Consider the following 18836-nt stretch of genomic DNA (forward strand, 5'->3'; position numbering starts at 1 on the left):
GGGGGGGTAATGCGATATTGTGATTTTTGCGTTATGCCTGATAGCAGACCGGGGATTAAATTTACTACCCTAGATGATGGAAGAGTTAAATGTAGTGCGTGTATAAATCACGAAAATAAGAAAAATATCGATTACAAATCTAGATTTAAAGAGCTTGAGGCTTTATGCGATAAACACAGAGGTCGAAATGGCAAAAATGACTATGACTGCGCTATTGCTGTAAGTGGCGGTAAGGATAGCCACTTTCAAGTCCATATCATAAAAGAGGTTTTAGGGATGAATCCTGTGCTGTTTAGCGTTGAGGATAACTTCACAATGACAAAAGCTGGTAAGAGTAATTTAAGAAATTTAAGTGAAGAATTTGGTTGTCATATAATATCTCTAAAACCAAATATCAAAACCCAAAAAGCCCTAATGCTTTACACATTTGAAAAATATGGCAAACCAACATGGTATATAGATCGCCTTATATATAGTTATCCATTTGCTATGGCGGCGAAATTTAATACTCCGCTTTTGGTATATGGCGAAAATGTTAGCTACGAGTATGGTGGTAGCGACGCAGTAGAGACTCCAAGCGCTAAAGATATATTTTTAAATGGCGTAGCAAGCGATATTGATTTAAGTGGCGTAGATATAGACCTTAAAGATCTACAATTATTCTATGACCCAAATAGCTCAAATTTGGATATAGATAGCCTTGAACCTATATATTTAAGCTATTTTATCAAGTGGAATTCATACTCTAATTATATCTTTGCTAAAAGCAGAGGCTTTAGCGATTTAAAAAGCGAATGGGATAGAACTCACACTGTAGAGGATTTCGATCAAGTAGATAGCGTAGCATATATCGTCCATGCTTGGATGAAATATCCTAAATTTGGCCACGCCATGGCTACTGACTACGCTGCTAGGTTTGTTAGATATGGACTGATGAGTAGAGATAAAGCAATAAAGCTAGTCAAAGAGAGAGACCACGCACTAGACCCTAGATGCGTGGAGGATTTTTGTAATTTTATAGGCATTAGCAAATCCAAATTTTGGCAAATTATAGAAAAACACTATAACAAAGATATATTTGCTAAAAATGAATTTGGCGAGTATAAACTAAAATATGAGATAAGTTAAATTTGAATTTAATCTATATTTTTATAATTTCACTTTAATTTAAAGGGTAAAGATGAAGCATATCAAAAGATTAAAAGATATAAGCATAGCTAGCGGTGTGGGCGCTATAATAGCATTTGGTTTAGCAGGATGTGGCGAGTCTGATAGCACAAACACAGCCCAAACTATCCAAAAACAAGGCGCAACCGTATTTATAGAAAAAACAAGCGATGGAAGCTATAAAATAGCAGATGAATTCCCAAGCAATGATACAAGAGTATTTTTGCGTGAGAGCGATGCTAATGGCGTAATGAGTGAAAGATTATTAAGCCAAGCTGAAATAGACAAACTTCTTCAAGAAGAAAACGCCAAAATAGACGCCGGCACAAGCGGTCTGACAAACTCAAATTTAAGTAGCGGAAATGGTGGCTTAGGTCTAGGCGAAGCGATCCTAGCTAGCGCAGCAGGTGCGATCATAGGTAGTTGGATCGGCTCAAAACTCTTTAATAACCCAGCCTACCAAAACTCACGCCAAGGCGCATACAACAACCCAAGCGCATACAATAGAAGCGTAAATAGCTTTAACAAAGCCTCCACCGCAACTTCTGCTACAAAAGCCGGTAGCAACGCTAGAAGCGGATTTTTTGGTGGTGGAAGCGGAAGTGGCTCAACCCAAGCTACTGGCGGATGAGATTTTGGTCTAAAATTTGCTTGTGCAAATTCACAATACAAGGCTAGAATATGACAATAGACAATGAGCTAACCACAAAATTAATAAAAATAGCCACAAATCAAGCCAAATTTGATGAAAGTGGCAAATTTGATGAAATTTTACAAAATTTAGAAGGGATAAAAAACAACTCTAGCGATATAAACTCAGCCATCTCAAATGCCACCAAAGAGGCAAATAATGACGCCAAACTCTTTGCTGCATTTGACTTTATGCAAGCGATGAATCAGCTATTATATGGAAATGTAGATGATAATGAACGATCAAAACTACTAGCTAAGATGGAAAAAATCGCAAAAAGCGTTTAATATAGCCCAAATTTACCGCTAATAAGCAAATAAATTTAGTGATTTTACCGCTATTGATTTAAACTAATCACTTATAAAGATTGCTAAATTTTGGTAAATAATAGATAATAATTTATCAAATTTTTAGTAAATATTAAATGATAAATTGTTACAATTTATAAATTTATATTTAAATATGGAGATAAAAATGAAATTAGTCAAACTAAGCTTATTTGCTATTATAAGCGTAGCTACCATCTCAAGCGTATCAAACGCTAAGACGCTTGAAGAGACTATTAAAAATATAGATATATCAGGGTATTCAAGATATAGGTATGATATCTATGATAGTGAATATGATATTCTTGATATTAATAGGCATAGATTTACATCTGAAATAAATGTTCAATCTGCTTTAGATGATAACTTCTTTGGCGTTATCGGCTTTAGATATGATAGCGGTGATAACTCTGGCCAAAATTATAACGCTGCTACCCAGGTAGGGACAAAGGATACAGGCTTTAGCTATGATAATTATGGTCAAACATTCAATGTTCGCCAATTCTATCTAGGATACAAAGCTGGCAACACTACTATCACAGCTGGTCGCCAAGTGCTAGGCACATTCTTTACTGATGATATGGTAGGTACTGGTATTAAAGTGCTTAATAACGATATTAACGGGCTTACTTTAACTGGTATGGCATTTGATAACCTTCAAAATGATAGTGATATTCTAACAAATTATTTTTTAATCGGCAAGAAAAACTACAAGCAACCAGAATATGTAACCGATAGAAATCTCTATAGTGTAGCTGCTATTGGCTCATATGATCTAGTTAGCTTCCAACTATGGTATGCCGCTATTGATAGCGTAGCTCAACTATATGCTACTGATTTACTAATAGGAACAAATATAGCTGATATAGACCTAAGCTTGCAAGCTCAATATGCCACTTCAAGTATGTGGGCAGAAAATTTTGGTTTAAAAGGGGTGCCTTTAGATGATGCTAAATTTGCAGCTATAGAAGCTGGCGCTAAAGCTTTTGGCTTTGATGCGAATGCTGGTTATGTATGGTTTGATACAGATAAAGTGTCGTTAATCTCATTTGAAGACCAAGGTAGTTTTATAGACGCTGGTGAAGATATACTAGAATACTCTTTCATAACTGGCGAAGGTAAACATTGGTTTTTAAAAGCTGGCTATACATTTGCTAACAAAGTAAGAGTAGGTGCTGATTATGTATCTGGCGAAGTAACACACAAACTAAACAACTCAACTACCAATAAGTATGAAACCGTAGCTAGAGTGGATTATAAATATAGCAAAAAGCTAAATTTTAAAGCTTGGTATTCATATATTAATAGAGACTCAGATCCAGGAGATTATAAACATTTAAGATTTGAGGCTAGATATAATTTTTAATTTTATAGCAAAGCCCCACATGCACAAAACCAGCGAATGCGACCCCTTTAGGGTGGTTTCCTTGAGTGGGTGACCCATATTTCTTACTTCGCAGCTGAGCTAAGCCCAGCTTTGCGACAAAATTTTCACAATAGGCGTTTTATCTTATAGATGAAACGACGGCGAAAATTTTGAGTACGCACTGACTTAACAACCTTTCAAAACTCTAATAAGTGTAAAAATAAATTTGTTTTACTTCTTAGTCAAGCTAATTAATGGTGAAATTTGGTCTAAAATTTGCTTGTGCAAATTCACAATACAAGGCTAGAATATGACAATAGACAATGAGCTAACCACAAAATTAATAAAAATAGCCACAAATCAAGCCAAATTTGATGAAAGTGGCAAATTTGATGAAATTTTACAAAATTTAGAAGGGATAAAAAACAACTCTAGCGATATAAACTCAGCCATCTCAAATGCCACCAAAGAGGCAAATAATGACGCCAAACTCTTTGCTGCATTTGACTTTATGCAAGCGATGAATCAGCTATTATATGGAAATTTAGATGATAATGAGCGATCAAAACTACTAGCTAAGATGAAAAAAATCGCCCAAAGTGTTTAATAGTTTAAAATCTATTTTCTAAATTTATCACTATCAGATGAACAAAGCGGCGATTTATGGCATTAAATTAAATTAAAAAATTATCTTATCTTTTCATACTCAATTACGCTAATTATCCCATTTTCGATCCCCTTATGACAAGCTGCGCAATTTGCTTTGGATTTGATATCGCTCTTTGAAAATATTTTTTCATCTATTTTTCTATGCTTTTTTATCCAATATGGATTTTGAGTGATGGCGATATTTTGGTCGTTTTGAGCATATTTTAGTATATTAAATGCTGTTTTATTGCCTTTTTGTTCAGCTGAGTTGGATCTTAGGAAATTTAATATCTCTTTGTTTGTCTCTTCATCTACACTAGCATCATCACCAAAGTGATCTTCTAAATTTGCCATCATAATCTCCCACGATTTTTTAGGCAACAAAAATGGCGCATAGATCATATGGCAGCTACCGCACTCTTTGGCAAATACGGCATTTTGCGCGCTATAATCTACTTTTAAAGCGTGAGATTTTAAGATAAAATTATCTTTATTAAAGATATATAAAAATATTGCGATAATAGCCAAAATCCAGACAAAACAAAATATTTTTTGAGCTAAATTTGCCCTTATGCTCTCATCATTTTGAGTGAGCTTATAGCCTGTTATCATGGAATTTACAGAATCATTTTTGTGTATAAACTTATCTATCAAAGCCCCACAAATATGGATAATCGCTACAAACAAAAGGGTATTTGCTGATAATTCGTGGATGGATTTTGTAAATTCAAATTTCGCATAACTATCGTATAAAAAAGCGAAAATCCCGCTATTTTTATCCACGCCATAAAGCACCAATCCAGATACCACACAGACAAATCCAAGGGCCAATATAATGATAATTGCTATACTTGAAGCGGGATTATGACCGATAAATCTCTCTTTTTTACCCAAAAATGAGCCAAAATAGCTAATTAATCCTTGGAATTTAAAATCGCTAAATTTAGAGTATTTTGTCCCTACAAATCCCCAAACTATTCTAAATACGATCGCCACACCAAATATCACGCCAAAAGCAGCGTGAAAATACACCAAATCATCAAATTCGCTAAACACATAAGCAAGAGCAAAGCTAAGTATCAAGGCAAGATGGGAAAATCTTGCCGCAAAACTCCAAATATAGCTTTTAATCACGCCAAACCCCATAATTTGGTATATTCACGCTATCATCACCATAGATGCCTTGATCGGCCTTTTTGTGACAGGCGGTGCAGTTAGATAGAGTTTTGACCTCTTTTTGCGTTATCATCCATTTTTCTATCTTTCTATGCTTTTTGATATGATATGGAATTTCAGTTATTGACTTGTATAAAACGCCGTTTTCTAGGGATTTTGTGATTTTCGCACTTCTTTTATAGTTCATCGCATTTTGGCTAGCATTTGCCAAAAGATAGCTAAGAATGCTTTTATTTGTTTCATCATCAATGCTCGCATCGCTCCCATAGTGGTTTTCTAAATTTTGCATTATAAACTCCCACGACTGGGTCGGTAAAAGTCCAGGCTGATAGCCGTAATGACAGGTGGCACACTCTTTTTTATATAGCTCATTATCAACCGGCCTTACATCTGGCCCCTTTGCTTCTAAGCTTAAAATCGCTATAAATACAAATAGTAAAAATCTCATTTTTTATCCTTTATTGTTTGATTAGATAGTATAAGACATCACCCTTTTCTATGGCGGTTCCCTCTCTTAAATAGACATCTTTGAAATTTCTTTTTAGCCATTTTTTCACCTCTTTGACATCGCTTAGCCTAGATGGATTAACACTTGGTGAGAGCGGTGGGATAATTTTGTTAGTGAATATATTGGTAGCTTCTTTTTTGAGGTCGTTACCATGGCAACTTTGGCAAGAAAGCTCTTGAGAATTTTTGCCTATATGCTTGGTTGTGAAGATTTTCTCACCCCTTAAAGCATCAAAATCTTTAAAATTTGGATCTAGCTTTAGAGCCTCGGATTTTAGCTCTGTTATATACTCACTCATAGGTGCATTAAACGAAGCAGCATTGAGCGCATAAGCACACAGACAGACTAGGGCTAATTTTTTCATAATTTCTCCTTAAAATAATAAGGGAATATTATAAATCTAAATTGTTTAGCAGTTGTTAAATATAAATTTATTTTTATAAAATTAGCTAAAAAATATTTATAATATTGCTATTAAACTCATTTTTTGGTGATTTCATATGAAATTTCAGATTATACCACAGAGATTGGCCTATGGCTTTAAAGAATAGATAATAAATTATTTTGATTTGTAATGCGATATTGATTTTTACGATGATATAGTTATATCTGAAATTCACCTTGATTTCTTGCTAAATTTAAGTTTTATTGTGCTAGAATTCTCTATTTTTTAAGGTTTTAGTATGCTTGGAGTGTTTAAAAATCTTGCATTTTGGGTTGTTTTAGCAATAGTGCTTGGTATTTTCGTAGGTTATTTTTTTCCGCAAATTGGCATTGATAGTAAATTTGGAATTGACTATTTTATCATGATTTTAAAGTGGATGGTAGGGCCCATTATCTTTCTTACTATTATTGCTGGCATTGTGGGTTTAGAGAGCTTGAAAGACCTTGGAAGTATAGGTTTAAAGGGCTTTATATACTTTGAAGTAGTTAGCACGGTGGCTTTGGCTGTTGGTATTTTAGGTTCGCTATTATTAGAGCCTGGCGTAGGAATGCATTTAGATGCTAACTCCTTTGATCCTAGTAGCGTAGAGAAATTCTCTGGGGTCTCAAAAGATGTAGGCTCGATCTGGTCGATACTAGCAAACGCAGTGCCAAAAACTCCGCTTTTTGCCTATGATGATTTAAGTACGCTTAGCGGATTTGGCTTTGTTTTAGGTGTGTTTAAAAACGCCCTTTTAGCCCTAAGTATCGTTATCACCCCATTTATCAAAGCTAATACACTTCAAGTGCTTTTCATGGCTTTAATTTCAGCAATTGCGTTAAGCTTCGCACCAAAGAAAATTAAAGATTTTTTCATAAAACCTATTGAAAAAGCCCAACACTGGGTGCTAAAAATCCTTAGTATTTTTATGTGGCTTAGCCCTTTAGCGGCGTATTGTGCGATGGCCTATCTCATCGGTAAATTTGGGATTGAGAGTCTCATTGGTATGCTAAGTCTGCTTGGGACTATGCTAGTATCGTGTTTGATATTTATCTTTGTTGTGCTTGGCGTGATTTGCTACTTAGCTAAGGTAAATATATTTAAATTTATGCGCTTTATCGCAAAAGAGGTGCTAGTTGTCTTTGCTACTAGCTCAAGCGAAGTCGCCTTAGCTCCACTTATGAAAAAGCTAGAAAGCGCTGGAATTCACAAAGGCTGCGTCGGCGTAATCACCCCTTTTGGCTACTCTTTTAACCTAGATTGTACAAATATTTATCTATCATCTTGCGTTATATTTTTGGCTCAAGCTTTTGATATAGAGCTTAGTTTTTCACATTTGCTTAGTATTTTACTAATTTTGATGGTTACTAGTAAAGGCGCTGTGGGCGTAACGGGATCTGGATTTGTGGTGTTAGCCGGGACGCTTGGTTCTATGCATGATGTCATACCTGTGGTGACTGTGACGGTGCTACTTGGGGTTGATAAATTTATGAGTGAGATGCGTGCGGTGGGAAATCTCTGTGGCAACGCAGTCGCTTGTCTAATCATAGGAATCTGGGATAAAAAAATTGATAGAAATAAGTTTAATTATGCTATAAATCACCCTGATGAGTTTGACTTTGAGAGACTTGAGATAAAAAAGAGAGCCTAAATTTAGCAAAATTAAATATTATTATCTAAATTCAGTAAAATTTATATAAAATTTAGATTTAATATAAAAATAAGTAAAATATTTGATTGTTGCTACAAATTACCACACTTTTCAAGCTCCTTACAATGATAAAAAACTATAGTAAAATCATTTATAAAATATAGCTCAAATTTAATTTATTAAAATATAATAAGCATTTAAAATCAATCTATTAAAAGGACAAAAGTGAAGCTTAAAAAAATTAAACCACTTGATAATGGATATTTAGAGAGTATCGGATTTGGCTGGCATACCGATCTTGATGGTAGCAGATATATATCTAATGAGCTAGTAAGCATAACCCAAGATGAAGCCGAGGCCTTTTATGAAGCGACAAATGAGCTATATGATATGTATGTAGCGGCTGCTGAGTATGTTATTAATAATGATCTATTCCATGAGCTTGGGATTCCATTTAATCTAGTTGATACTATTAAAGCTAGCTGGGAAAATGATGTTCATTGGCATATTTATGGTAGATTTGATTTAGCTGGTGGCATAGATGGTAAGCCTATTAAATTAATTGAATTTAACGCCGATACGCCTACGAGTCTTTTTGAAACAGCGATAATCCAATGGGCAATGCTTAAATTTAACAATCTTGATGAAGCAGCTCAGTTTAATGATGTATATGAGGCTTTAGTAGAGAATTTCAAACGCCTTGTAACGCTTCAAGAAGATACTAGCGCATTTGATGAGTATTATGAAGGGTGGAAGATTCTCTTTAGCTCTATAGCCGGAAGTGTTGAAGATGAAAATACTACAAGATTGCTAGAATCTGCTGCTAGAGATGCTGGATTTGAGTGTGATTTTGCCTTTGTTGATGAAGTGAGCTTTGATGATGAAAATGGAATATTTTGGAATGAGCAAAACTGGGAGTATTGGTTTAAACTAATTCCATGGGAGATGATTGCTATTGATGAGAGCGACCTAGCACTAATCATAAAAAACATAATCAAAAACCAAAAAGCCATAATCTTAAATCCAGCCTATACTTTATTATTTCAAAGTAAAGGAATTATGAAAATTTTATGGGATTTATATCCTAATCATCCGCTACTTCTAGAATCAAGCTTTGAGCCATTAAAGGGTAAAAAACAGGTCAAAAAGCCCTTTTTAGCCAGAGAGGGTGCAAATGTATCTATAATAAATAGCGATGGTAGCATAGAGATACAAAATGATGGAGAGTATGCAAGTGGCAAATTTTTATATCAAGAGTTTGCTGATTTTGCTAAAGATGAAAACGGCGATAGCTATCAAGCTGGAATGTTTTTTGCCTTTGAAGGGTGTGCTCTAGGCTTTAGAAAAGGTAAAGATATAATAGATAATTACTCTAAATTCGTAGGACATATAATAGAGTGAAGCTAATAGTAGCAATCAGCGGAGCCAGTGGCGCTCACCTTGGAATCAAATTAGCAAATAATGCAAATTCTCTAGGCGTAGATACTAGCCTAATTATAACTCAAAACGCTACACTATCTATGCAAAAAGAGAATTTAAGCCAAAAAATTGATAGCAAAATTCAAATTTATGATATAAATGATATTAGCGCAGCTCCAGCTAGCGGCTCAGCGATGTTTGATGCTATGATAGTTGCGCCTTGTTCTATAAATACTTTAGCTAAAATCAGCTGCGGTATTAGCGATAATCTTCTTTTAAGAGCAGCTGCAGTAATGCTAAAAGAGCGAAAAAATTTAGTCCTAGCTGTGCGTGAAACACCATTAAATGCTATATCATTACGCCAGATGGCCGAACTTGCCAGTATAGGCGTTGGGATTGTTCCACCAATTTTAGGATATTACACTCAGCCTAGCAGCATTGATGAGGCTGAAAATTTCATAATAGCTAAATGGCTAGATAGCTTAAAAATCAAACACAATCTAATAAGGCGATGGAATGGATAATATATTTAATAAAAATTACAACCACCAAGTTGACCCAAATGCAGTCAAAGAGTTTCACCAAGCAATCGATAAAGATATAAGAGCAAATGGCGGAACAACACTATTTATAAATAATATAATTGCCCTTTGTCAGATAAATTTCAACCTAGCAAAGGCAGTTTATGACTTAAAAAGCAATAGTAAATTTGATGTATTTGCTGGTAAAAGTAGCTTAGATATCAATATAATCAACACTCACACTAAAGAGCCACTTTATAGCGGCTCGCCAGCATCTCATACTAACGATATGCTAAACAAATTTAAAAAAGAGTATTCTCTTTATCCATCGCTATTTTTCTATGGTCTTGGTAATGGCAACTTCTACAAAGCCCTACTAGAAAATAAAAATCATAAAAAGATTATAGTATTTGAACCTGAGATTGAGATATTTTTTATAGTACTTCATCTAAATGATTTTAGCAAAGATATGCGTGAGAATCGCTTTGTGCCACTTTGTACTAGCTACTTACATGAGTCATATCTACATATAATTTGTGGCTCAAAAGATGTTATTTATAATGTTCGAAGTTATGACTTTCATATCTATAATGATTACTATGCTAAAAATTATGAATCTAGCGCAAATGCTATAAATAAAAGCCTACTAAACACCCAGCTTTTAGATATCAAATCAGCCGGAAATTCAGCCGAAGATACCCTTATAGGGATGAAGCATGTCGTAGCAAATATGCCGTATTTTTACGCTAATTATAGCCTAAAAGATGTTTTAAATCTAAATACTAACCGCAATAAAACCGCCATCATAGTCTCTACTGGACCTAGTCTAACTAAGCAGCTTGAGCTTTTAAGAGAGGTTGCGCCATATGCTATTCTTATCGCTGCGGATGCTTCATATCCGATATTAAAGCTTAATAACCTTAAGCCAGATTTTGTTACTACAATGGAGAGAATTGTTGAAAGTGGTGAATTTTTTAATTCTAAAGCGAGTGAATTTGATAATGGTATAACCTTTGTAGCTAGTTCACTTATTCATCCAAATACCATCGGACTTTTAAAAGGTAGAAATGCAGTTTTTGCTCATAAGCCACTTAAATTTGAGTACGCCCTAGGCGAGGATAGTAAAAACTATATGTGTAAAGGTCCTAGTACAGCGCATTTTGCATTTGATTTGGCTATAGAACTAGGCTGTAAACAAATCATATTTATCGGGCAGGATTTAGCAATGGCAAGCGATGGCACCACACATGCTAAGGGAATGGTATTTGGCGAGACCTCACCTACTATCGCCTCTAAAGAGTATACACCAAATATCACAACCGTGCTAGGCTATGGTGGCAAAACGCAGGTAAAATCCACTAAAACCTGGGATCTTTTTAGAAACTATTTTGAAGCGATGATTGATGCTTTAAATGCCTATACAGATGTAAAAGTATATAATGCTACTGAGGGCGGCTCTAGGATTAAAGGAGCTATTGAGATGCCTTTTGGTGAGCTTGTAAGCCAATTAATAGGTGCTGGAGTTAAAAAAGAACTGATAAAACCAGAGCCTATTTCACCTAAACTTAGCCAACAAAAACTAAGCGAACAAAGAGCAATAATAGAAAATTTCATCAAAGTTGGCAAGGATAGACAAGCATTAATTACTGAACTATTTAAGAAAATTAGCAAGCTAGTAGAGAGTGCTGATAAGGATTTAGCCGCTAACAAAGAGCCACGATATGCTAAATTTTATGAGTTAAAAGATAGAATCGAGCGACTAAAGGCGACACTACAGAGTGATAAAGTCTTTAATGATGTCTATATGTATACCGCATATAACTTTTGTATTCATCAAGAGCTAGAATTTATGGCGCTAATGGTAAAACCTGAAAATAATAAAGGCGAACGTGATAAGAAAATTTTTGAATATGTACGCCAGCATGGGTATTACTTTTTTAGCTTGGCTGGAATGGTAGAAACTACGATTGATACGCTACAAAATGCATTAGATGGGTGGGAGTAAAACCATCAATCCCAACAACAAATACCGCCAATCCTTGATTGGCGGTGTAATAATGATTTTATAGCTCTGAAATAAGATATAAATCTATATTTTACCTATACCGACTAAATCATCAAACAATTCAATAGCTCGTAAAATAGCTTTATCCATATCATAATACTTATAGTCACCCAAGCGACCTAAAAAATAAATATTTTTATTCAAATTTGCTTCTTTTAGGTATTTTTCATACAATATTCTATTTTCTTCTTTTGGTATAGGGTAGTATCTTTCATTTTTTCCAAGTTCAAAAGCCTCTGAATACTCTTTGGCAATTACTGTTTTATCGGTTTTATCTTGAAGATAGTGTTTGTATTCATGAATTCGTGTAAAATTATAGTTACAAGGATAATTAACAACCGAATTAGACTGATAAAATTCCCTCTCATACTCTTCTAACTCAAATTTTACACTACGATAAGGCAGTTGTCCATATTTATAATCAAAATATTCATCAATCGACCCAGTATAAAAAATCCTATCAAATTTATTGCTATTAATATCCTTAAAATCAGTATTTAATCTAATTTTAATATTTTTATGAAATAAAATATTTTCAATAAGCTTAGTATAGCCCTTTAGTGGAATACCTTGATATTTGTCTTGAAAATATCTATTATCCTTGCTTAAATACACAGGCACCCTTGCAGTCACAGCACCATCAACATTGCTAGGCGAAACTCCCCATTGTTTTATAGTATAATGCAAAAAAACCTTTTCATAAATATAATTTGATAAATATTTTAAATCCTTATCATCTTGTTTTTGAAATTCTAATATTGGCACTTTTGTATTGTATTCAAATTTTTCTAAAAGCTTTTCTTCTAAACGCCTTGCCATTGTTTGCGGGAAAAGATCATAAAGAGTATTGAAATTAAAAGGTATGATAGTCTCTATACCATCGATTAGAGCTATCACTTTATGCATATATTGATTAAATTTACCAAATTGACAAACAAAATCCCAAACTCTTTCATTTGAAGTATGAAAAATATGCGAACCATATTTATGTATCATAATCCCATTTTTATCTCTATAATCATATGAATTGCCCGCAATATGGCATTTTTTGTCTATTACAACAACCTTTTCATTGAGTTTTGTAGCAATTAAATTTGCGATTACTGCCCCAGAAAATCCAGCTCCAACTACCAAATTTTTCATTGCTCACACTCTTTTGTAAGATTAATTATAAGATTATTATAATTTTTTGCAAAGTGCTCTAAAGTGTAATTATTTTCATATGCAATCTTTGCGAGTTTTCTTTGTTGGTTTTTATACTCTTTAGAAGTATCGATGAAATTTTCTATTTTATTTATGCAATCATCTTGATTATCATAAAGCTCTATAGCTTGCGTGTCTTGATATACGGTTTTGTTTCCGCCAGTATTTGAAGCCAAAATAGGCACGCCAGACGATAAAGTTTCAATTAAAATTAAATCAAAATAAGTTTGTCTATTTGGCAAAATAAATAAATCTGTTATTTTTAGTAAATCTGCTGGATTTATTTTTCCTAATTCTATCCATCTAGGATGGTCAAGGGGTGATATTTCGCTTGTCTGCCCTCCCCCAATTACAAATGTTATATCATCTCTTTTAGCTAGTATTTTATCTGCTATGCTCTTTAATACATCATACCCTTTAATGGCGGTATGTCTGCCGATAAATGATATTATATATTTAGTTTTGATACCAAATTCTTCCCTTATATCTCTAATACTATTTTCAATATCTAACCTAGCGCAACATGTTCTAATAAACATTAATTTTTTACTCTTAGTTAATTCTTCGAAATAATCCAAACCTTTCAGATACGGCTCCATAGCCTCTTTACTAGGAAAAACCAAAACATCCGCTTGATTAAAAGCATCTTTTTCTATTTTTTGAAGCATAGCATAAATTTTATCGGCATTTTGATCTTGTTCCAATTTCGCAAGATGATACGCTTCTTCTGACATTGGCTCTGGAGAGTGAGACATTAGCATTAACTTTGCTTCTATTTTTCTATATTTTAAATAATTTTTAATAAAAATAGCATCCTTCACATGGTGACAAATAATTGTTTTAAACTGATATTTATCCAATTGCTTGATATATCCCCTATATTCTATCGCATCTATCTCTAAGTAATTAAATGATGCCTTTCGGATTAAAAAAGCAAATATTTTTTCTCTTAATTTTTTTCTATATTTTCTTATTGGAATGAATAATGAAAAAATCCTTGCAATGTTTTTTTGTATTTTATATTGATGCTTTTTAATAATAACATTATCCATTGAGATAAAGGCAATACTACTAGAAATATGGTATTGAGAAATACTTTCTTTTAGATTTGCTATATATCCAGAAGGTCCTCCGGCTCTAATATCCAAAACACCATTGAAAAAAACTATATTATCGACATTTTCCTTTTGTTTCATCGCATTTCCTAAGAATTATTTTGATTTTTAATCTTCTTAAACAGCTCCATCCACTGCTTCATCACCACCTCTTTGCTAAATTTATTTTTGACTATCTCTTTGCTTTTTTCGCCCATTTTGGCTCTTAAGCTCTCGTCTTGCATTAATATTTTTAGTTTATTGGCGTATTCATCTAGATTATTATCTTCTATCAAAAATCCGCTTTTTTCATCTTCTATTATATCGCTTGGACCCGTGGCGATATCAAAGGCTATAGTTGGCAAGGCATAAGTCCCCGCCTCTATCAGCACCATAGGAAGACCTTCAAAATGGCTTGTCATAGCATATATGCTAGCACTTAGATACTCGCTCTCTACATCTTTAGTAAATGGTTTTAAGATTATAGAGTTAGATAAATTTAGATTATCTATCTTAGTTTTTATCTGCTCTTTTAACTCTCCATCGCCTACAATATGTAATTTCCAATCTTTAAATTCACTGCTATCTTGGATTAATTTCCATATATCGATTAAGCGCAAAAAGCCCTTTTGATTTGTTTTTTCTATGCGCCCCATTGAGAGCACGACTTTTTGAGAGTAATTGGTATTTAAATTTGGGATATTTGGGATGAAATTAGGTATGACGCAAAAATTCGCCTTAGGATAAATCTCCTTATATCTATCAATCTCTTGCGATGAGAGCAAAACCAAATTTGAAAACCCATTTAAATCAAGCTTTTTATACCAATCAAAATGAGCATGTATAATTTTGATTATACACTGGTCATTACCAAAAAAACCACCATTGATAAAATCATAAGTATTATCTATGATAATATCGGGTTTGAGATTTTTTATACTATTTTTTACTCGTTTGATATGCCCTTTATCTATAATTTTATTAATCATCCTAACAAATGGGCGAGATATCTCCCTCAATATCTTAAATAATGGATTTTTAGTACTTTTAAGATATATCTTTTGAAATTTAAAAAGCTTGATGATCCTTACCTTATCAGAATAGTGAAATTGTATATTATTATTTGTACTATATAGACTAATGACACAAACATCATGACATTTGATAAACTCATTACTCAAATTCGCCACAACTCTCTCAACACCGCCAAAAATGGTAATATCATTCATTATTAATGCTATCTTCAATCCAAACTCCCTATACCCCAAATTTAACTCTGAGTTTTTCTCTAAATCTAAAATATTTATCATAAATTTTAAAAACTCTTTTGCTTATTTGATGATAAATCAATCTATCGTAATATTCATGAATTTTCAAATTATCTATAAATACTTTAGCAATTTTCCTATCAAATTTATGCTTTTTTGAAATCTCTTTTATTTTATTAATTACAAATATTCTATCTTTTGAATTTTTAGCGATTATCTCTTTGTTTTTGGTCTTGGTAGATGAATCAGGATTATTGCGATAATAGTATAAAATATCACTAATATGGCGAAATTTATTTGATAAATTCCACAGCACAAAACTCATCAAAGCATCCTCAGCCATCGTAATCCTATATTTGAGATCTAAAATTTCAAAAGCTTTTAAATAGATATCCCTTTTTATCAATATAAAAGCCAAATTCCATCTCGGATAGCCTTTTTGTCTATACATATAATTAGCATACTCTTCTAAAGATTCAAAGCTATCATTTTCTAAAATTTTATCGAATATAGTAGTATTGCCATTTTCATAATTATAAGCATTAAATTTAATAATATCATAATACCCATCTTTAGTGGCATTATAGGCTATCTCACAAGCCCTTAAATCCAAAAAATCATCAGAATCTAAATTTAAAATATACTCCCCTGTTGCAGATTTAATCCCTTCGCATCTGGTTAAAAATAATCCCATATTTTGGCTATTTTTAATAATCTTTATTCTATTATCTTTTTTAGCATACTCTTGGGCGATATCCATACTTTTATCACTTCCACAATCATCTACTATTATAATCTCTATATCTTTTAAACTTTGATTTATTGCAGATTCTAAGCATTGGCTGATATATTTTTCTACATTATAAACTGGAATTATTATAGATATTTTTGGTTTTAGCATTATTTTCCTTTAAATCCCAAATTTAACTCTTAATTTGCGTCTAATCACAAACCACCTACCCTCTATAAAAGCTCCGATCTTATCCATCAGCCCAAATTTCCCCTCTTTGATTTTCAATGCCCTTTTAAGGATATCGCACTCATGTACACCAAGCGATATATAGGGCTTTTGCCATCTCTTATCGCATTGATTTTTTGATGCGAATTCTCTCATCTTGGCAATTGCTACTTCAAAGCTATCTATACAATTTTTTAGATTTTCTATGCTTTTGTCATTGGTGCTTGAGTTTGGATTATATCTATAATAATAGAGCATATCAGATATGAAATTTAGCCTTTGGCAATTGTGGTAAATCACAAACATAGCTAGCACATCCTCAGCCATTATCAGCCTTGCATCAACACTCATTAAAAAATCCAAATTCGCTTGATAGATATCCCTTTTAATCAGTCTACCCCAGATATTCCAAGATATATTTTTACTTCTAAAAAGCCAACTACCAAATTCATCCCCACTATCAAAGCTAGATGTCTCAAACTCGCTAAACACACTAGCGCTATTATTATTCCAATAATAACTCCCAAATGTAACTACATCATAATACCCATCTTTGCTAGCATTATAAGCTATCTCACAAGCCCTTAAATCCAAAAAATCATCAGAATCTAAATTTAAAATATACTCCCCTGTTGCAGATTTAATCCCTTCGCATCTGGTTAAAAATAATCCCATATTTTGGCTATTTTTAATAATCTTTATTCTATTATCTTTTTTAGCATACTCTTGGGCGATATCCATACTTTTATCACTTCCACAATCATCTACTATTATAATCTCTATATCTTTTAAACTTTGATTTATTGCAGATTCTAAGCATTGGCTGATATATTTTTCTACATTATAAACTGGAATTATTATAGATATTTTCACACTATTCAAGATAAATCTCCAACTCCAAAACCTCTAAAATTACCATATTTTGCTATAATTTGGCGCAATTATAGCAAAAAAGGCTTAAAATGTTCCATATAGTATTTAGCGCAGATGAAAATTATATCAAATACACAGCGGTGCTTATAAATAGTATTATCAAAAATACAAATTTAAATCTCCATTTCAAAGATTTTTGTCAAAAACCTACCCCGCAAATGCCACCTAATAGCTCATTTAGTAGCTATGAAAATTTAAATTTCGATGATTTAAGTGCTGAAAATAGAGCTGAAGGTTATGTATTTCATATATTAAGCGACCAAGTCTCAACCGCCACACAAAATAAGCTAAAAGCCCTAGAAAAGAGCCTTAATGAGATTTACCCTTGCTTGATTATCGCTCATATTTTAAATGATGATGAGTTTAGTGATTTTCCAGTTTCTGGGGCAGCACATAGCAACTTTTTGCCTTATTACCGATTAAAACTCAAAAACTATCTCAATCCAAGTGTGGATAGATGCTTATATCTAGATTCTGATATGCTCTGCCTTTGCGATTTAAGGGAGCTTTTTGCTATTGATTTAAAGGATAATATCCTAGCTGCTATCAATGACCCCGGAAGCAAAAAACGCAAAATAAAGTATAAACAAAACAGCAATATAATCACCCATAAATTTACAAATGACTACTTCAATTCTGGATTTTTACTCATCAACACAAAGGCTTATATAGAGAATAAAATAGAACAAAAATGCCAATCCCTAGCCCAAAATGCCACCTATATAAAAGCCGCCGATCAAGATCTATTAAACGCTACAATCCCAGCAAATAAGCTCTTAAAGCTACCTATTAGCTATAATTTTTCATCCATTAGCTTCTGTTTTGCGATCTGTAAAGATGAGCAAAATCACCGCCTTAACTGCTCTAGGGCTGAGTTTATGCAAAGTTATAAAAAGCCCAAAATCATCCATTATGGCGAAAAGCCTTGGCGGTTTTTAAAAAGCTATACCGATAGCCAAAATCGAAATATCAATGATATTTGGTGGGAGTATGCTGCTAGCACACCAGAGTTTAAAGATGAGCTTATGGCTATGAGAAATGATATAAATGAGTATAAGATTTTTGCTACTTTAGGCTTTGAGATTTTAAAAGCTTTAAAAAGCATTTTTGGCTATTTTGTGATAAAAAATTTAATAGATAAACCACTAGATAATCTAAATTTAAATAGCGAAATTCCAGATGATATTTTTGGGCTTTGCTGTATCTTAGGCGAGATGATAATACACGCCAAAAGACACAAAAAGAGTCCTCTAAGCGTGATATTAAAAGCTTATAAAATGAAAACGACATTTACCAAATACAACACAAAAAATTTTCTATAAGCCAAATTCCGCACAATTGCGTAAATTCGCAAAGTATTAACTTCAAATTCTCAACTTTGCGAATTTTTTAATGCTCAATTTTTAAATTCGCAAAGT

The 18836-nt window shown here is 33.1% G+C and carries 18 protein-coding genes; 10 read left to right on the forward strand and 8 right to left on the reverse strand.

The window, feature by feature from the left end; genetic code table 11:
- Positions 1-9 precede the first annotated feature (9 nt).
- From CIGNP103_RS06280 to CIGNP103_RS06300, 5 genes are all read left to right on the forward strand, one after another.
- Positions 10-1128, forward strand: coding sequence for an N-acetyl sugar amidotransferase (locus tag CIGNP103_RS06280; RefSeq protein ID WP_086241514.1), 1119 nt, complete (start codon positions 10-12; stop codon positions 1126-1128).
- 52 nt (positions 1129-1180) lie between these two features.
- Positions 1181-1798 carry a UPF0323 family lipoprotein gene (locus CIGNP103_RS06285; RefSeq protein ID WP_086241403.1) on the forward strand — a complete coding sequence of 206 codons (618 nt, stop codon included), beginning with the start codon at positions 1181-1183 and terminating at the stop codon, positions 1796-1798.
- Between the two features lie 50 nt (positions 1799-1848).
- Complete coding sequence (locus CIGNP103_RS06290; protein ID WP_086252752.1) at positions 1849-2145, forward strand: hypothetical protein; 297 nt, start codon at positions 1849-1851, stop codon at positions 2143-2145.
- Positions 2146-2332: 187 nt separating this feature from the next.
- Entirely contained in the window at positions 2333-3550 is a 1218-nt protein-coding gene (locus CIGNP103_RS06295) for a major outer membrane protein (protein WP_086226080.1), read from the forward strand.
- A gap of 310 nt (positions 3551-3860) precedes the next feature.
- A complete protein-coding gene (locus CIGNP103_RS06300) occupies positions 3861-4157 on the forward strand; it encodes a hypothetical protein (RefSeq protein ID WP_086268784.1) in 297 nt (98 codons plus the stop codon).
- Positions 4158-4237: 80 nt separating this feature from the next.
- Here CIGNP103_RS06300 and CIGNP103_RS06305 read toward each other — a convergent pair whose 3' ends face one another.
- The 3 genes from CIGNP103_RS06305 to CIGNP103_RS06315 are packed head-to-tail and all read right to left on the reverse strand — an operon-like array spanning position 4238 to position 6246.
- Positions 4238-5332 (reverse strand): cytochrome b/b6 domain-containing protein, encoded by a 1095-nt coding sequence (locus tag CIGNP103_RS06305; RefSeq protein WP_179187334.1) that lies wholly within the window; start codon positions 5330-5332, stop codon positions 4238-4240.
- Complete coding sequence (locus CIGNP103_RS06310) at positions 5325-5822, reverse strand: diheme cytochrome c (protein ID WP_086226083.1); 498 nt, start codon at positions 5820-5822, stop codon at positions 5325-5327. The genes CIGNP103_RS06305 and CIGNP103_RS06310 overlap by 8 nt, the downstream gene beginning before the upstream one ends.
- Before the next feature lie 10 nt (positions 5823-5832).
- Entirely contained in the window at positions 5833-6246 is a 414-nt protein-coding gene (locus tag CIGNP103_RS06315) for a DUF1924 domain-containing protein (RefSeq protein ID WP_086233493.1), read from the reverse strand.
- Positions 6247-6565: 319 nt separating this feature from the next.
- On the opposite strand from CIGNP103_RS06315, the gene CIGNP103_RS06320 reads away from it, so the two are divergent.
- The 4 genes from CIGNP103_RS06320 to CIGNP103_RS06335 all read left to right on the forward strand — a co-directional run bounded on the left by CIGNP103_RS06320 (position 6566) and on the right by CIGNP103_RS06335 (position 11902).
- On the forward strand, positions 6566-7957 hold the full coding sequence (locus CIGNP103_RS06320; RefSeq protein ID WP_086233494.1) for a cation:dicarboxylate symporter family transporter: 1392 nt from the start codon (positions 6566-6568) through the stop codon (positions 7955-7957).
- A 225-nt stretch (positions 7958-8182) separates the two neighbouring features.
- Entirely contained in the window at positions 8183-9358 is a 1176-nt protein-coding gene (locus tag CIGNP103_RS06325; protein ID WP_086235137.1) for a glutathionylspermidine synthase family protein, read from the forward strand.
- Positions 9355-9900 (forward strand): UbiX family flavin prenyltransferase, encoded by a 546-nt coding sequence (locus tag CIGNP103_RS06330; protein ID WP_086224974.1) that lies wholly within the window; start codon positions 9355-9357, stop codon positions 9898-9900. Before CIGNP103_RS06325 ends, CIGNP103_RS06330 begins: the two co-directional genes overlap by 4 nt.
- Positions 9893-11902, forward strand: a complete 2010-nt coding sequence (locus tag CIGNP103_RS06335) for a motility associated factor glycosyltransferase family protein (RefSeq protein WP_086268785.1) — start codon at positions 9893-9895, stop codon at positions 11900-11902. Before CIGNP103_RS06330 ends, CIGNP103_RS06335 begins: the two co-directional genes overlap by 8 nt.
- Before the next feature lie 84 nt (positions 11903-11986).
- Here the strand turns inward: CIGNP103_RS06335 and glf are convergent, their stop codons facing one another.
- Genes glf through CIGNP103_RS06360 form a run of 5 tightly spaced genes read right to left on the reverse strand, consistent with a single transcriptional unit; the run spans position 11987 to position 17358 of the window.
- Entirely contained in the window at positions 11987-13105 is a 1119-nt protein-coding gene (glf, locus tag CIGNP103_RS06340; protein ID WP_179187333.1) for a UDP-galactopyranose mutase, read from the reverse strand.
- A complete protein-coding gene (locus tag CIGNP103_RS06345) occupies positions 13102-14361 on the reverse strand; it encodes a glycosyltransferase family 4 protein (RefSeq protein ID WP_086239047.1) in 1260 nt (419 codons plus the stop codon). Before CIGNP103_RS06345 ends, glf begins: the two co-directional genes overlap by 4 nt.
- An 8-nt stretch (positions 14362-14369) precedes the next feature.
- A complete protein-coding gene (locus CIGNP103_RS06350) occupies positions 14370-15506 on the reverse strand; it encodes a glycosyltransferase family 4 protein (protein ID WP_236847423.1) in 1137 nt (378 codons plus the stop codon).
- Positions 15507-15516: 10 nt separating this feature from the next.
- Complete coding sequence (locus CIGNP103_RS06355; RefSeq protein ID WP_086239049.1) at positions 15517-16428, reverse strand: glycosyltransferase family 2 protein; 912 nt, start codon at positions 16426-16428, stop codon at positions 15517-15519.
- Between the two features lie 9 nt (positions 16429-16437).
- Entirely contained in the window at positions 16438-17358 is a 921-nt protein-coding gene (locus tag CIGNP103_RS06360; protein WP_236847424.1) for a glycosyltransferase family 2 protein, read from the reverse strand.
- A gap of 89 nt (positions 17359-17447) precedes the next feature.
- Between CIGNP103_RS06360 and CIGNP103_RS06365 the strand changes: the two genes are divergently transcribed.
- Entirely contained in the window at positions 17448-18740 is a 1293-nt protein-coding gene (locus CIGNP103_RS06365) for a glycosyltransferase family 8 protein (protein WP_086268787.1), read from the forward strand.
- The last annotated feature ends 96 nt before the right edge of the window (positions 18741-18836 follow it).

It is taken from the genome of Campylobacter sp. P0103 (genome assembly GCF_002139545.1).
Taxonomy (GTDB): Bacteria; Campylobacterota; Campylobacteria; order Campylobacterales; family Campylobacteraceae; genus Campylobacter; species Campylobacter devanensis.

Coding starts and splice junctions, on each gene's coding strand:
- CIGNP103_RS06280 (WP_086241514.1), top strand. CDS start 10: ATGCGATATTGTGATTTTTGCGTTATGCCTGATAGCAGACCGGGGATT.
- CIGNP103_RS06285 (WP_086241403.1), top strand. CDS start 1,181: ATGAAGCATATCAAAAGATTAAAAGATATAAGCATAGCTAGCGGTGTG.
- CIGNP103_RS06290 (WP_086252752.1), top strand. CDS start 1,849: ATGACAATAGACAATGAGCTAACCACAAAATTAATAAAAATAGCCACA.
- CIGNP103_RS06295 (WP_086226080.1), top strand. CDS start 2,333: ATGAAATTAGTCAAACTAAGCTTATTTGCTATTATAAGCGTAGCTACC.
- CIGNP103_RS06300 (WP_086268784.1), top strand. CDS start 3,861: ATGACAATAGACAATGAGCTAACCACAAAATTAATAAAAATAGCCACA.
- CIGNP103_RS06310 (WP_086226083.1), bottom strand. CDS start 5,822: ATGAGATTTTTACTATTTGTATTTATAGCGATTTTAAGCTTAGAAGCA.
- CIGNP103_RS06315 (WP_086233493.1), bottom strand. CDS start 6,246: ATGAAAAAATTAGCCCTAGTCTGTCTGTGTGCTTATGCGCTCAATGCT.
- CIGNP103_RS06320 (WP_086233494.1), top strand. CDS start 6,566: ATGCTTGGAGTGTTTAAAAATCTTGCATTTTGGGTTGTTTTAGCAATA.
- CIGNP103_RS06335 (WP_086268785.1), top strand. CDS start 9,893: ATGGATAATATATTTAATAAAAATTACAACCACCAAGTTGACCCAAAT.
- glf (WP_179187333.1), bottom strand. CDS start 13,105: ATGAAAAATTTGGTAGTTGGAGCTGGATTTTCTGGGGCAGTAATCGCA.
- CIGNP103_RS06345 (WP_086239047.1), bottom strand. CDS start 14,361: ATGAAACAAAAGGAAAATGTCGATAATATAGTTTTTTTCAATGGTGTT.
- CIGNP103_RS06355 (WP_086239049.1), bottom strand. CDS start 16,428: ATGCTAAAACCAAAAATATCTATAATAATTCCAGTTTATAATGTAGAA.
- CIGNP103_RS06365 (WP_086268787.1), top strand. CDS start 17,448: ATGTTCCATATAGTATTTAGCGCAGATGAAAATTATATCAAATACACA.